Raw genomic sequence first — 13966 nt, 5'->3', positions numbered from 1 at the left:
AGCGCCGCGCGCCGTTCCGCGCGCAGTGCGGCCGGGGCACCGGTCGCCGCCGCGCTACCCACCGGCGCCCCGGGGGACGTGGTGGCCCAGGAAGCACCCGCTGGTTGTACGCCGCGCAGACGGCATCATCCGGGTGGAAACGGGTAGCCGGTTCGGCAATCGCGCCCGGACCGGCCGGGCGGCCGGTTGGGAGGTGGAGATGCGTGCCATGCTCTGGGTCGTCGGCGTGGTCGCCGGGGCGCTGGTCCTGCTCGGGCTGCTCCTCGAAGCGGTCCGCTGGCTGGTCATCATCGGCCTCATCGCGCTGGCCGTGGTGATCGTGCTGGCCTTCGTCAAGGGCCGCCAGTCCGCCCACAACTACCCCAACCGGCGCTGACCCCGACCCACCCACCCCACGCTCGTGGTGAGCAACTTCAGGGTTGTTGCTGGGTCAGCGGGGCCCTGGCGATTTAAGGCGCGGCGGTCAGGCGGCTACGAGGGTTGGGGTGGGGTGGTCGGCGGGATCCTCGAGCGAGTTCGCCGGGGGTGCCGGCTGGCGGCGGTTCGGCAGGGCGAGCCGGAAGACCTTCCGCCACGCGGAGAAGACCTGCCGAGGCAGCGAGCCGGTGGTGTACTTCAGCCCGTACCGGTCGAACAACGCCCGGATCTCCGGCGCGATCTCCTGGTAACGGTTGCTCGGCAGGTCGGGGAAGAGGTGGTGCTCGATCTGGTACGACAGGTTGCCGGTCATGATGTGCAGCAGCCGGCTGCCGCTGATGTTGGCCGAGCCGAGCATCTGCCGCACGTACCACTCCCCCCGGGTCTCACCCTCGATCGAGGTCTTCTCGAAGGTCTCCACCCCCTCCGGGAAGTGCCCGCACATGATGACCGAGTGGCTCCACCAGTTGCGGATCAGGTTCGCGGTGAAGTTGGCGGCCAGGGTGTGCAGGAACGACGGGCCGGACAGCAGCGGGAACAGCAGGTAGTCCTTGAGGACCTGGCGGCGGATCTTCCGGCCGACGGCGCGGACCTTGGTGCGGAACTCGGGGTCCTTGTGGCCCCCGTCCTTCAGCTTGTTGCCCAGGTCGAGGTCGTACGCCGCGATGCCGTACTCGAAGAAGCAGGCGTTGAGGAAGTTGTACAGCGGCTGCCCGAGGTGAGCCGGGTGCCAGGGCTGGTCCTCGTCGACCCGCATGATGCCGTAGCCGAGGTCGTTGTCCTTGCCGACCACGTTCGTGTAGCGGTGGTGCAGCTCGTTGTGTGACTGCTTCCACTGGTCGGCCGGGGCGACGTGGTCCCAGTCCCAGCTGGTCGAGTGGATCTTCGGGTCCCGCATCCAGTCCCACTGGCCGTGCAGGATGTTGTGCCCGATCTCCATGTTGTCCAGGATCTTCGCCACCGAGAGCCCGGCGGTGCCGACGATCCAGGCCGGCGGGAATAGCGAGAACAGCAGCACCACGCGGCTGCCGATCTCCAGCTTCCGCTGCGTCGAGATGACCTTGCGGATGTACGCGGCGTCCCGCTCGCCCCGGGAGGCGATCACGCGTTCCCGGATGGCGTCGAGTTCCTTGCCGAGGGTCTCGATGTCCTCGGCGGTGAGGTGGGCGATCGGGTTGTCGGCCTTCTTCTGGATCACAGTCACGTCGGTCGTTCTCCGATCAGATCTCGAGTTCACACGGGCCGGCGGCGGCAGACACGCAGGTCTGTACGCGTACGCCGTCGCCCGGCAGGGCGGTGGTGAGCTGGCCGTTACGCAGGTCGCGGACCGCGCCCTGGCGCAGCGGCAGCACGCAGCCGAAGCAGATGCCCATCCGGCAGCCCGACGGCATGAGCACACCGGCGTTCTCGCCGGCATCCAGCAGCGGGGTGGCGCCAGCGGCCGCCACGGTCACCGACGAGCGGGTGAAGGTGACGGTCCCGCCGTCACCCGCAGTGATCACGGTGGGACGGAACCGCTCGGTGTGCAACCGCGTGGCGTGGCCGCGAACCGACCAGTGCTCCTCCACCGCGTCGAGCAGCCCGAGCGGGCCGCACGCCCAGGTCTGGCGCTCCAGGTGGTCGGGGACCAGGGTGTCGAGCTCGGTCACGTCCAGCAGGCCCTCGACCTCGGTGTGCCGCTCGATCAGGCGGATGGCACCGCGCTCGGCGAGGCCGCGTAGCTCCGCGCCGAAGACCACGTCCGCGGCGGTGGGCGCCGAGTGCACAAGCACCACGTCGCTGCCGTCCAGGGCCCCCGAACGCAGCATCCCGGCCACCGGAGTGATGCCGCTGCCCGCGGTGAGGAACAGCACCCGCGACGGTGCCCGCTCCGGCAGCACGAAGTCGCCGCACGCCTGGTCGAGCTGCACGATCGTGCCCGGTCGGATCCGGCGGACCAGGTGGTTGCTGACCACGCCGTCGGGGATCGCCTTCACCGTCACCGAGATCGGGTCGGCGCGCCGGCCGGGGGCTGAGGTGACCGAATAGGCCCGCCACTGGCGCACCCCGTCGACGTCGACACCGAGCCGGACGTACTGGCCGGGGACGTGTCCGCGCCAGCTGCGGCCGGGCTGGATCAGCAGGGTCGCCGCGTCCCGGGTCTCCGGGTGCACGGCGACGATCCGGCCACGCAGGTCGGCACCGGCGCGAAGCGGGGCGATCAGGTCGAGGTAGTCGCTGGGCAGTGCCGGCGTGGTCACCGTCTCGGCGAGCCGCCACAGGCGGCGCCGAAAAGATCTCGTGTCCGGTGGCGGGACGGTGGCGGTCATACGACGATGGTCGCGGCCCGCTGGCATAAACTCTTGGTCTGCGAAGGTAAAGCGATCCACCCCTTTTGTGCGGAGAGAACAACCGTGGCGGAACCATCCGGAACGACCAATCGGGCGGCCCGCATCGAACTGGACCAGCGGGTGGCCCGCGAACTGCGCGACCGGCTGCCACTGGTGGCCGGGCAGACCGTCACCGCGATCACGGCCGAGGTGCCCAGCTACTCCGGGACCCTCACCGGGCAGATGCGGGACAAGATTGAGAACGCGGTGCAGATCGCGTTGGGCACCTTCCTGCAACTGCTCGAACAGTCCCAATCCGCCGACCGTCCGCAGGTCAACGACCCGAGCACCCCGCTGGTTCCGGCGCTGGAGGCCGCGTACGCCCTGGGCAGCGGCGAGGCCCGGTCGGGCCGCAGCGTCGACGCGCTGCTGGCCGCGTACCGGGTGGGTGCCCGGGTCTCCTGGCGGGAGCTGGCCGCCGCCACCGTGGCCACCGGCCTGCCCGCCGCCACGGTCGCCGAGTTCGCCGAGCTGATGTTCGCCTACATCGACGAGCTTTCCGCCGCGAGTGTCGCCGGGCATGCCGACGAGCTGGCCAGTGTGGGCCGGGCGCGACGGCGGAACCTGGAACGGCTCACCCAGCAGTTGCTCGCCGGTGAGGCGGAGGACGTGCTGCTGCGCAGCGCCGAGCGGGCCGACTGGCCGGTGCCACAGACCCTTACCGTGGCACTGTTGCCGCAGGCGAAGCTGCGCGGGGCGCTCGCCCTGCTGGGCGAACACACCCTGGAGAGCAGCGAGGAGCTGCCGCCCGGCGAGCCCGGCGAGGACACCGCGGTGCTGCTCGTACCGGACATGCACGGTGACCGGCGCCGGCAGCTCGCCCGGGTGCTGCACGGACGCCGCGCGGTGCTGGGCCCCTGCCGTCCCTGGGCCCGGGTCTGTTCCTCGTACCGACGGGTGGTCCGGGTGGTCGCGCTCGGTATCGCCCAGCCCACCGACGGCGAGCCCCTGGACACCGAACAGCACCTGGCCGAGCTGCTGCTCAGCGCCGACGTCGAGGCGCTCGCCGACCTGCGTAGCCGGGTCCTGCAACCCCTCGCCGAGCTGCCCGCCGCCACCGCCGAACGGCTCACCGAAACGCTGCGTTCCTGGCTGCTGCACCAGGGACGGCGGGACGACGTCGCCGCCGACCTCTTCGTGCACCCGCAGACCGTGCGCTACCGGATGGGCCAACTGCGCGAACTCTACGGTGACCGCCTCACCGATCCGCGCAGTCTGCTGGACCTCACGGTCGCGCTCGCGCTTCCGGCCGGCGGGGCGACGGCCGGGTGAGCGGACCACCGGCCGTGGCACCCGTCGAGGGCAGGGGCAACCAGAGGAGCGGTCACTCGGAGGGCATCGGGCCGAGCAGGCGGATCTCCTCGACGTCCAGCCGGGCCTGCAGCTCCTGCAGCACGGTGTCGTCGATCTCCCGCCGGTCGCGCATCCCGGTGATCTCGCGTCGCTTGTGTTCGAGGGCGGCCAGCCGCAGTTGACGCTCGACCTCCCGGGCGGTCAACGAGTCGTCCTCCGGCTCGGACTGCACCGCGTCCAGATGGCCCGCGTACTCGGCCCGGAGCCGTTGCACGATCGCCGTCTCGGCGCCCACCCGGTCGGCGAGGTCGGGCAGTGCGTCGAGCGTGGCCCGGGTGGCGTTCAGCTGCGCCTGCCGCGACTCCTCGACCCGTTCCGGATCACCGCTCAGCCCGGCCCAGGTCATCAGGAACGGCAGAGTGGTGCCCTGCACGAGCATGGTCACCAGGATCACCGTGGCGACACCAAAAATGATCAGATCGCGCTCCGGCACCGGACTGCCGTCCTGCGCGGTCAACGGCACGGCCAGCGCCGCCGCCAGCGAGACCGCACCCCGGAAACCGGCCCAGCCGGCGACCGTACGCACCCGCCAGTTGACCCGGCGGGCGAGCTGCGACTCGCGCCGGTCCACCAGCCGGGCCACACCGGCGATCAGGTGCAGCCACAGCATCCGCACCAGCACCAGCACCACGGCCACCACGAGCGCGATCACGACGGCCCGGCCGAGGGAGACGCTTGTGACGTTCTGCACCGCACGCGGGATCTGCATGCCGACCAGCACGAAGAGTCCACCGTTGATGAGGAAGGTGGTCAGGTCCCAGAACGACAGCGCGAGGATCCGGGATCGGGCCCGGATCACCCGAGGGCTGGCGTAGGACAGCATCAGACCGGCGACCACCACCGCGAGCACCCCGCTCTCGTGGATGCTGTCGGCGAGGAAAAAGGCGGTGAACGGGGTGAGCACACTCAGCGCGCCCTCCCGCAGCGGGTCGTCGATGCGCTTGCGGATCAGGATCACCACCGTGCCGACCACCATGCCGGCGGCGATGCCGCCGAGGAAGGACAGGCCGATCCGTTCGACGAGTTCGAAGGCGTTCGGTGCGGCACCTCCGCCGAGCAGACCGAGCGCGATGGCGAACAGCACCAGGGCGGTGCCGTCGTTGACCAGGCTCTCCGCGCGCAGGGTGGTCAGCAGGCGACGGGGCATCCGCTTGGCCAGCCCGGCCACCGCCGCGGCGTCGGTCGGGGCGAGCACCGCGCCGAGCACCCAGGCAACCGCCGGATCGACACCGAAGCGCTGCACGACAAGCGACACCGTGACCATCGTGACCCCGACCAGTCCGACCGCCAGCAGGGCGATGACCACGATGTTCGCCCTGATCTCGCGCAGGCTGGTGACCAGGCTCTCCCGGTACAGGATCGCCGGCAGGAACAGCAGCAGCACCACCTCGGGTGCCAGGACGACGTGCGAGAACGGGGGCAGCAGCGCCACCAGGGCACCCAGGCAGATGAGCAGCACCGGTGGGGCGACCCGGTACCGGCCGCCGATGGTGGTGCCGACCAGCACGACGACGCCCAGCGTGATGACCAGCAGCAGCTCGCGCACCTCGCCCCCCGTTCGTCGCCCCCCACATGGTGGTACGCCGACGGGCCGCCCCGGGCCGATTCGCCCGCCCGGGCTCGGGTTCAGCGACCGGGGCCGGCGCTCAGGTCCTCCTCGATGCGCTTGGCGGTGGCCAGCAACGGCGGCAGCAGTTCCTTGCGGACCATCTCGAACGAGCCGCGGCTGGCGTGGGCGGAGACGTTGACCGCAGCCACCACCGAGCCGTTGTCGCCGTGGATCGGGGCGGCCAGTGAGCGCAGCCCCTCCTCCAGCTCCTGGTCGACGAGGGCGTACCCCTGGGTGGTGATCTTCGTCAGGATGCCGCGCAGCTTGGCCGGGTCGGTCACGGTGCGCCGGGTCAGCGGGCGCAGCTGCGCCGTGGCGAGATAGTCGTCCAGCCACCTGGCCGGCTGCGCGGCGAGCAGCACCCGACCCATCGACGTGGCGTACGCGGGGAACCGGGTGCCGACGCTGATCCCCACCGTCATGATCCGCTTGGTGGGTACCCGGGCGACGTAGACGACCTCGTCACCGTCGAGCACCGACACGGAGCAGGACTCGTGCACCTGCGCCACCAGCGCCTCCATGTGCGGCCGGGCCACCTCGGGCAGGCTCAGGCTGGACAGGTAGGCGTAGCCGAGGTCGAGGATGCGTGGGCGCAGGGAGAACAGCCGCCCGTCGGTGCGTACGTAGCCGAGTTCGACCAGGGTGAGCAGGAAGCGGCGGGCGGCGGCCCGGGTCAGCCCGGTGGCCCGGGCCACCTCGCTGAGGGTGAGCTGCGGGTGTTCGGCGTCGAAGGCCCGGATCACGGCGAGACCGCGTTCCAGCGACTGGACGAACTCGCCGGGGCGGGCCGTCGACTCGTCGCTCACTGGGCCTCCTGCCGCAGAGTCTCCTGGGCCACCTTGAACGCCCGGTTCGCCGCCGGTACGCCAGCGTAGACGGCCACCTGGAGCAGCACCTCCCCCACCTCGTCGGGGGTCAGGCCGTTGCGCAGGGCGGCGCGTACGTGCATGGCCAGTTCCTCGTCGTGGTGCAGAGTGGCCAGCACGGCGAGGGTGATGCAGCTGCGGGTACGCCGGTCCAGCCCCTCCCGGGTCCAGATCTCACCCCACGCGTACCGGGTGATCAGATCCTGGAAGTCGGTGGTGAACTCGTCGGTGCCGGCGATGGCCCGGTCGACGTGCGCGTCGCCGAGCACCTGCCGGCGTACCACCATGCCGGCCTCGTACCGCTGCTGGTCGGTCATCAGCGCACCGCGCCTTCCGGATCGAGGTGGTCCACGAGCAGTCGGGTGACGGCCTCGGGTTGCTCGACGTTGGCCAGGTGCGCCGCGCCGTCGAGCACCACCAGGCGGGCCGACGGGATCCGCTCGGCGATGGCGGCGGCCTGCTCCGGTGGGGTCGCCGGATCGTCGGCCGCACCGATCACCAGCGTCGGGGCGCGGACGGCGGCCAGGTCCGGACGCAGATCCATCGCGGCGATCGCCTCACAGCAGCCCGCGTACCCGACGGCGGGTGTGCCGACCAACATGTCCCGGTACGCGGCGACGGTGTCCGGACGACTCTCGGCGAAGGCAGGGGTGAACCAGCGCTCGACGATCGCGTCGGCGATGCCGTCCAGCCGGCCGGCACGCACGGCGGCGGCCCGGGCCCGCCAGCCGTCCGCCGGCCCGAGCGACGCGGAGGTGCACAACAGGGCGAGGCGGTCGATCCGCTCGGGGGCGAGCGCGGCCAGCCACATGCCGACCATCCCGCCGAGGGAGAGCCCGGCGTAGTGGACCCGGGTCACGGCCAGGTCGTCCAGCAGCCGCAGCACCTTCCGGCCGAGCAGGTCGATGGTGTACGGCCCGGCCGGCACCGCCGAACCGCCGTGGCCGAGATGGTCGTAGCGGACCACGCGGTACCGCTCGGCCAGCGCCGCCACCTGCGGATGCCACATCGCGCCGGTGGTGCCGAGAGAGCTGCCGAGCACCAGCACCGGTGCGTTCGGCGGGCCGTCCACGGTGGCGTGCAGCCCGCCGGTCACGGCTGTGCCTCCCGATGCGGGCCGGCGGTGGCGGCCGGGCCTCGCGCCGCCTCGTGGCGCGGGCCGGCACCTGCGGCCGGGCCCCGGGCCGCCTCGTGGTGCGAACCGGCGGTGGGGCCCTCGCCTCGGGCCGCCTCGCGGTGCAGGTCGAGGGCGCGGTCGATGAGGTGCCCGGCGCTGCCGAGCCAGCCGGCCGGGTCGAGTGCGGCGTCGACGTCCGGCTCCGACAGGTGGGCGCGCAGGTCCGCGTCGGCCAGCAGCGCCGCCCGGAAGTCGGGCCGGCCGGCGGCGCGGCGGACCAGGTCGTGGGCGGCGGCGCGGCCCAGCGCCGGTGCCAGGCGGGCGGCGACCGACTCGGCGAGCAGCAGGCCGCCGCTGGCGTCCAGGTTGACCCGCATCCGCTGCGGACGTACGTCGAGGTCGGCGAGCATCCGGGCGGTGCGGGCAGCCGCCCCACCGGCGAGGTGCGTCAGGTCGAGCAGGGGTTCCCACTCGGCGTGCCAGCCACCGGCGGCCCGCTCGTGTTCCTGGCCGGCGGCGGCGAACAACGTGCCGACGAGCCCGGGGCCACGCCGGGCCGCGGCGGTGACCAGCACCGAGTCCACCGGGTTGCGCTTGTGCGGCATCGCCGAGGAGCCGCCCCGCCCCGCACCCCCCTCGGCCACCTCACCGACCTCGGTCTGCGCGAGCAGGCCCACGTCGAGGGCGATCTTGCCGGTGGCGGCGAGCAGCCCACCGAGGGCCGCGGCCAGGTCGAGCAGGGGCTGACGGCGGGTGTGCCAGGGCAGCGGGCTCGCCGCCAGGCCCAGGTGCGCGGCGAACCGGTCGACAATCGCCGGCCCGGCCGTGCCGTACGCGGCGAGCGTGCCGACCGCCCCGCCCAGCTGCGCGGGCAGGTCGGCGCGCGCCCTGGCCAGCCGGGTCCGCGCCTCGACCAGGCCGACCAGCCAGCCGGCCGCCTTGAGCCCGAAGGTGGTCGGTGCGGCCTGCTGGCCGAGGGTGCGGGCGGCCATCAGGGTGTCGCGGTGGGTCCGGGCCAGCCGGGCGGCGGCGTCGGCGGCGTCGGCGAGGTGCCGCAGCAGTGGCTCGGCGGCGCGGACCGCCACCAGCGACAGGGCGGTGTCGAGCACGTCCTGGCTGGTCGCGCCGTGATGCACCCAGGGGCGGGCCGGTTCGGCGACCGCAGCGGTCAGCTCCCGCACCAGCGGGACGACGGGGTTGCCTGCCGCCTCGGCCGCGGCACCGAGAGCGGCCGGGTCGTACCGTTCGGCGCGGCACTGCCGGACGATCTCGTCGGCGGCCGGGGCAGGCACCAGCCCGACGTCGGCGCCGGCCCGGGCCAGGGCGGCCTCGACGTCCAGCAGCGCCCGCAGCAGGGCGTGGTCGCCGATTTCGGCGTCGACGTCGGGTGTGCCGGAGAGCCCGCGCAGCAGTGCCTCAGACGGCGAAGAAGACGGTCTCATGCTCTCCCTGAAGGCGGATGTCGAACTGGAACCCGTCCGAGCCCGGTCGGGCCAGCAGCGTGTCACGCCGCTGCGGGTCGACGGTACGCAGCACCGGGTCGGTGGCGTTGGCCGCCTCGCCGGGGAAGTAGACCCGGGTGACCAGGCGGTGCAGCAGCCCCCGCCCGAACACCGACAGGGTCAGGTGCGGCGCCTCCGTGTCGCCGTCGAAGGTGGGCAGCGGCCCCGGCTTGACGGTGTGCAGGGCGTACCGGCCCTCGGTGTCGGTCTCGGCCCGGCCGAAACCCCGGAAGCCGGGGACCGTCGGTGGCCGGGCGCCCCGCGGATCGTCGGGGTGGTCGAAGCGCCCGTCGGGATCGGCCTGCCAGCTCTCCACCATCGCGTCGACCACGGCCGCGCCGGTGCCGTCGACGATCCGGCCACGCAGCCAGAACGCCTCGGGCGTGCCCTCCGGAACCACGTACGGCCCGTCGGGCCAGCGCAGGCCGATGTGCAGGTACGGCCCGACGGTCTGGGCGGGCGTGACGCCAAGCGACTCACTCATCGTCGTCCTCGTCCTCGAACACGGTGGCCTCCCGGCCCCGCAGCACGATGTCGAACTCGTAGGCCAGCGCCCACTCCGGGCGGGTGGTGGTGTGGTCGTAGCGGGCCACCATCCGCTGGCGGGCCCGCTCGTCGCGGACCGAGTTGAAGATCGGGTCCTGGAAGAACAGCGGGTCGCCGGGGAAGTACATCTGGGTCACCAGGCGCTGGGTGAACGCCCGGCCGAAGAGGGAGAAGTGGATGTGCGCGGGCCGCCAGGCGTTGTCGTGGTTGCGCCACGGGTAGGCACCGGGCTGCACGGTTACGAAGCGGTAGCGGCCGTCCGCGTCGGTCAGGGCCCGCCCGACGCCGGTGAAGTTCGGGTCCAGCGGCGCCGGCCAGGTGTCGGCGGCGTGCCGGTAGCGGCCGGCGGCGTTGGCCTGCCAGATCTCGACGAGGGTGTGCGGCACCGCGTGGCCGTCGCCGTCGAGGACCCGGCCGTGCACGATGATCCGCTGCCCGAGGGGCTCACCGTCGTGCTGGCGGGTCAGGTCGTGGTCCAGCTCGCCGAGCCGGCCCTCGCCGAGCAGCGGCCCGGTGACCTCGGTGAGCCGCTGCGGCAGGTAGGTCAACGGCTGCTGCGGTGCCCGCACCACGGTCGACCGGTAGCCGGGGCTGAGCAGTGGCGGATGGGCGTCGACGTCGTCGCGCCGGTAGCTCGGCAGGATCAGTTTCCGCTCGGCGTCCTGGGTCACGGCCGCTCCTCCCCTTCAGTCGATCCGAGTATCCGCGACCCGGAGGCGTCGAGCGGAAACCCGAGGGCGATCGCACCGGCCTGCGGTCCGGCGACCGCGGTGGCCGGGCAGCGCCCGCTCACGCCGCCGCCCGCATCGTCGCTTCGAGGGCACGCAGCACGGTGAGTTCCTCGGCGGTGGGCGGCTCATTGGTGCTCAGGTCCTCCGCGACGGCGAGCGACCAGCCGGTGGCCTCGCGGACCCGCTCGACGGTGACGCCCGGGTGCAGCCGGGTGAGGGTGAGTTCGCAGCTGTCCGGGTCGGCCTCGAGGACGCCGAGGTCGGTGATGACGGTACGGGGTCCACCGCCGCGCAGGCCGAGCCGTTCCCGGTCACCGGACCCGGCGCCGTAGCCGACCGAGGTGACGAAGTCGACGCGTTCGGTGAACGTACGCCGGCTCTGCCGGACGATCACCACCACCTCGCCGCAGGAGGCGGCGATCTCGGGAGCGCCACCGGCACCGGGCAGGCGGACCTTCGGGTCGGTGTAGTCGCCACCGATGACTGTGGTGTTGATGTTGCCGTACCGGTCGAGCTGAGCGGCGCCGAGGAAGCCGACGTCGATGCGTCCGGGTTGCAGCCAGTAGTTGAACACCTCGGGCACCGAGATCACCGCGTCGGCGGTGTCGGCGAGCACGCCGTCACCGATGGACAGCGGCAGCCGGTCCGGCTTGGCGCCGAGACAACCGGACTCGTAGATCAGCACCAGATCCGGCGCGTGGGTGGCGCGGGCCAGGTTCGCCGCGGTGCTGGGCAGGCCGATCCCGACGAAGCAGGCGGTGCCGTCGCGTAGCTGTCGGGCGGCCGCCACCGTCATCATCTCGTCGGCGGTGTACTGCTCGCTCATGCCTGCACCTCCGCGTTGCGCACGTGCCGTTCGATCCATTCCTGGAACGTGTCACGGTCCCGGCTGATCTCGTCCCAGGCCACGTAGAAGGCGTTGTCCCGCACCGAGTAGCCCTGCGCGTACGAGGGATGGGCGCCGCCGGGAACGTGCGCCACGGCGGTGATCGCCCAGCCGGGCAGCACGACCTGGCCGGCCACCGGGGTCAACTCGTCGACGATCTCCTCGACGGTGACCAGGGAGCGGCGGGCGGCCAGCACCGCCTCCTTCTGCACGCCGGTGATGCCCCACATCTGCACGTTGCCGGCGCGGTCGGCGCGCTGGGCGTGCACCACCGTCACGTCGGGGTTCAGCGCGGGAACCGCGGTCAGCGTCTCGCCGGTGAACGGGCAGTCGATGCTGCGGATGTTGTCGGTGTGCCGGGGCAGGTCGGTGCCGGTGTAGCCGCGCAGCACGGCGAACGGCAGGCCGGAGGCACCGGCGACGTAGCGGTTGGCCATCCCGGCGTGGCTGTGTTCCTCCAACTCCAGCGGGACGGGCCAGGAGTTCTGCACGGCGTCGCGGAAGCGGTGCAGCGACCCGACGCCGGGGTTGCCACCCCAGGAGAAGACCAGGCGGCGGGCGCAGCCGGCACCGATGAGCTGGTCGTAGACGACGTCGGGGGTCATCCGCACCAGGGTCAGGTCGCGCCGCTCCTGCCGGATGATCTCCTGGCCGGCGGCGAACGGGATCAGGTGGGTGAATCCCTCCAGCGCCACCGTGTCCCCGTCGCGGACCAGTTCCGCGACGCCGTCGGCCAGCGAGACGAGCTTCGCCATGAGCCTCCCTGCCTCCTGTGTCGCACACCCGCCGACCGCTGTTCGGTATGCGGACCGACGTACTTATCTCGAACGTAATCGGCGTTGGCGACGTTCGTCAACGCACGCCGGCCGGCTGGATTCACGCGTCCGACCTGACGCAGAAATGTTGCGGTGAGCCGTTGACGCGAGTCGAGTCCCGTGCAAATGTCCTTGATGAGAACGCTTGTTCGGCAAGCGAACAGGCGTGGCGCGCGGCCGGCCCTGGCTACCGCCGGGCCGCCGCACGTATCAGGCGTGGCCGGAACCATCCCGCCGGCCACCGCCCGTGGCTGTCCCACCCGCGGCGCAAGGAGGATCACCATGCCCCTGCTCGACACCGACACCTGGCACGGCCGGATCTACAGCGACGGCTGGGTGCGGGCCTCCGGCGGCACCGCCACCGTCCGCGCCCCCGCCACCGGCGAGGAGATCGGCCAGATCGGCGTGGCCGACGCCGACGACGTCGCGCGGGCCAGCATCCGGGCCGCCGCCGCGCAGCGGGCCTGGGCCGCTACCAGCTACACCGAGCGGGCCGCCGTGCTACGCCGGGCCGGCGCGTTGTGGGAGCAGCACGCCGCCGAGGTCGGCGACTGGGTGGTCCGCGAGTCCGGGTCGATCCCGCCCAAGGGCGGCCTGGAGACCGGCACCGCCGCGCAGGAGTGCTACGAGGCCGCCACGCTGCCCTCGCAATCGCTCGGTGAGATCATCCCGAGCGCCCAGCCCCGACTGAGCCTGGCCCGCCGGCTACCGGTCGGCGTGGTGGGCGTCATCTCGCCGTTCAACGCACCGCTGATCCTGGCGATCCGTTCGGTGGCCCCGGCGCTGGCGTTGGGCAACGCGGTGGTGCTCAAGCCGGACCTGCGCACGGCGGTCTGCGGTGGGCTGTCCATCGCCCGGGTCTTCGAGGAGGCGGGGCTGCCCGAGGGCCTGCTGCACGTACTGCCGGGCGGGATCTCCACCGGCGAGGCGCTTGTCGCCGACCCGCGCGTACGGGTGATCAGCTTCACCGGCTCGTCCGCCGCGGGCCGCAAGGTCGGCGAGGCCGCGGCCCGGCACCTGAAGCGGGCGCACCTGGAACTGGGCGGCAACTCCGCGCTGGTGGTGCTCGACGACGCGGACCTGGACCTCGCCGTCTCGGCCGGCGCGTGGGGTTCCTTCCTGCACCAGGGGCAGATCTGCATGACCACCGGCCGGCACCTGGTGCACGAGAGCGTCGCCGAGCGGTACGTCACCGAGTTGGCCGCCAGGGCCGACCATCTGCCGGTCGGCGACCCCGCCAAGGAGCAGGTGGCGCTCGGGCCGATCATCGACGAGGCGCAGCGCGACAAGATCCACTCTCTGGTCACGTCGAGCGTGGACGCGGGTGCCCGGCTGGCCGCCGGCGGCACCTACGACGGGCTGTTCTACCGGCCCACCGTGCTCGCCGACGTCACCCCGGCCACTCCCGCGTACGCGCAGGAGGTCTTCGGCCCGGTCGCCCCGGTGCTCAGCTTCTCCGACCTGGACGAGGCGGCGGCACTTGCCGGCGCCAGCGAGTACGGGCTGTCGCTGGGCATCCTCAGCCGCGACGTGATGAAGGCGATGGCGCTGGCCGAGCGCATTCCCAGTGGCATCGTGCACATCAACGACCAGACCGTCAGCGACGAGGCGGTGGCGCCGTTCGGCGGGGTCGGCGCGTCCGGCACCGGCTCCCGCTTCGGTGGGGCGGCGGCGAACATCGAGGCGTTCACCGAGACCCAGTGGCTCACGATGCAGGGCGACATCACCCGCTACCCGTTCTAGGCCGTCGGAACC

The 13966-nt window shown here is 72.6% G+C and carries 14 protein-coding genes; 3 read left to right on the top strand and 11 right to left on the bottom strand.

Annotation, left to right across the window (positions count from 1 at the left end):
• The first annotated feature begins 133 nt into the window (after positions 1-133).
• The gene (locus AB0J93_RS10960) at positions 134-376 is read left to right on the top strand and encodes a hypothetical protein (RefSeq protein ID WP_363920928.1); all 243 of its coding nucleotides are present in this window, start codon (positions 134-136) and stop codon (positions 374-376) included.
• Between the two features lie 87 nt (positions 377-463).
• Here AB0J93_RS10960 and AB0J93_RS10955 read toward each other — a convergent pair whose 3' ends face one another.
• Positions 464-1621 carry an acyl-CoA desaturase gene (locus AB0J93_RS10955; protein ID WP_363920512.1) on the bottom strand — a complete coding sequence of 386 codons (1158 nt, stop codon included), beginning with the start codon at positions 1619-1621 and terminating at the stop codon, positions 464-466.
• Positions 1622-1637: 16 nt separating this feature from the next.
• On the bottom strand, positions 1638-2726 hold the full coding sequence (locus AB0J93_RS10950; protein ID WP_363920510.1) for a ferredoxin reductase: 1089 nt from the start codon (positions 2724-2726) through the stop codon (positions 1638-1640).
• A gap of 84 nt (positions 2727-2810) precedes the next feature.
• On the opposite strand from AB0J93_RS10950, the gene AB0J93_RS10945 reads away from it, so the two are divergent.
• A complete protein-coding gene (locus tag AB0J93_RS10945; RefSeq protein ID WP_363920508.1) occupies positions 2811-4058 on the top strand; it encodes a helix-turn-helix domain-containing protein in 1248 nt (415 codons plus the stop codon).
• Positions 4059-4110: 52 nt separating this feature from the next.
• Here the strand turns inward: AB0J93_RS10945 and AB0J93_RS10940 are convergent, their stop codons facing one another.
• The 9 genes from AB0J93_RS10940 to AB0J93_RS10900 all read right to left on the bottom strand — a co-directional run bounded on the left by AB0J93_RS10940 (position 4111) and on the right by AB0J93_RS10900 (position 12151).
• Complete coding sequence (locus tag AB0J93_RS10940; protein WP_363920506.1) at positions 4111-5685, bottom strand: Na+/H+ antiporter; 1575 nt, start codon at positions 5683-5685, stop codon at positions 4111-4113.
• A gap of 80 nt (positions 5686-5765) precedes the next feature.
• Positions 5766-6554: an IclR family transcriptional regulator gene (locus AB0J93_RS10935; protein WP_363920504.1), complete on the bottom strand. Its 789-nt coding sequence runs from the start codon at positions 6552-6554 to the stop codon at positions 5766-5768.
• Complete coding sequence (pcaC, locus tag AB0J93_RS10930; RefSeq protein ID WP_363920502.1) at positions 6551-6931, bottom strand: 4-carboxymuconolactone decarboxylase; 381 nt, start codon at positions 6929-6931, stop codon at positions 6551-6553. Before pcaC ends, AB0J93_RS10935 begins: the two co-directional genes overlap by 4 nt.
• Positions 6931-7710 (bottom strand): 3-oxoadipate enol-lactonase, encoded by a 780-nt coding sequence (gene pcaD, locus AB0J93_RS10925; RefSeq protein ID WP_363920500.1) that lies wholly within the window; start codon positions 7708-7710, stop codon positions 6931-6933. The genes pcaC and pcaD overlap by 1 nt, the downstream gene beginning before the upstream one ends.
• Positions 7707-9173, bottom strand: coding sequence for a 3-carboxy-cis,cis-muconate cycloisomerase (gene pcaB / locus AB0J93_RS10920; protein ID WP_363920498.1), 1467 nt, complete (start codon positions 9171-9173; stop codon positions 7707-7709). Before pcaB ends, pcaD begins: the two co-directional genes overlap by 4 nt.
• A complete protein-coding gene (gene pcaG / locus AB0J93_RS10915; RefSeq protein WP_363920496.1) occupies positions 9148-9717 on the bottom strand; it encodes a protocatechuate 3,4-dioxygenase subunit alpha in 570 nt (189 codons plus the stop codon). The genes pcaB and pcaG overlap by 26 nt, the downstream gene beginning before the upstream one ends.
• Positions 9710-10426 (bottom strand): protocatechuate 3,4-dioxygenase subunit beta, encoded by a 717-nt coding sequence (pcaH, locus tag AB0J93_RS10910; RefSeq protein ID WP_363920889.1) that lies wholly within the window; start codon positions 10424-10426, stop codon positions 9710-9712. The genes pcaG and pcaH overlap by 8 nt, the downstream gene beginning before the upstream one ends.
• A gap of 142 nt (positions 10427-10568) precedes the next feature.
• Entirely contained in the window at positions 10569-11336 is a 768-nt protein-coding gene (locus AB0J93_RS10905) for a CoA-transferase subunit beta (protein ID WP_363920494.1), read from the bottom strand.
• Complete coding sequence (locus AB0J93_RS10900) at positions 11333-12151, bottom strand: CoA-transferase (protein ID WP_363920491.1); 819 nt, start codon at positions 12149-12151, stop codon at positions 11333-11335. Before AB0J93_RS10900 ends, AB0J93_RS10905 begins: the two co-directional genes overlap by 4 nt.
• Positions 12152-12493: 342 nt before the next feature.
• Between AB0J93_RS10900 and AB0J93_RS10895 the strand changes: the two genes are divergently transcribed.
• On the top strand, positions 12494-13954 hold the full coding sequence (locus AB0J93_RS10895) for a benzaldehyde dehydrogenase (protein ID WP_363920489.1): 1461 nt from the start codon (positions 12494-12496) through the stop codon (positions 13952-13954).
• Positions 13955-13966: the final 12 nt, after the last annotated feature.

The sequence above is a fragment of the Micromonospora sp. NPDC049374 genome (assembly GCF_040677165.1).
In the GTDB taxonomy this organism is placed as follows: domain Bacteria; phylum Actinomycetota; class Actinomycetes; order Mycobacteriales; family Micromonosporaceae; genus Micromonospora.
This window is presented reverse-complemented; position numbering and strand designations above follow the sequence as displayed.

Coding starts and splice junctions, on each gene's coding strand:
- AB0J93_RS10900 (WP_363920491.1), bottom strand. CDS start 12,151: ATGGCGAAGCTCGTCTCGCTGGCCGACGGCGTCGCGGAACTGGTCCGC.
- AB0J93_RS10905 (WP_363920494.1), bottom strand. CDS start 11,336: ATGAGCGAGCAGTACACCGCCGACGAGATGATGACGGTGGCGGCCGCC.
- pcaC (WP_363920502.1), bottom strand. CDS start 6,931: ATGACCGACCAGCAGCGGTACGAGGCCGGCATGGTGGTACGCCGGCAG.
- AB0J93_RS10950 (WP_363920510.1), bottom strand. CDS start 2,726: ATGACCGCCACCGTCCCGCCACCGGACACGAGATCTTTTCGGCGCCGC.
- pcaB (WP_363920498.1), bottom strand. CDS start 9,173: ATGAGACCGTCTTCTTCGCCGTCTGAGGCACTGCTGCGCGGGCTCTCC.
- pcaG (WP_363920496.1), bottom strand. CDS start 9,717: ATGAGTGAGTCGCTTGGCGTCACGCCCGCCCAGACCGTCGGGCCGTAC.
- AB0J93_RS10895 (WP_363920489.1), top strand. CDS start 12,494: ATGCCCCTGCTCGACACCGACACCTGGCACGGCCGGATCTACAGCGAC.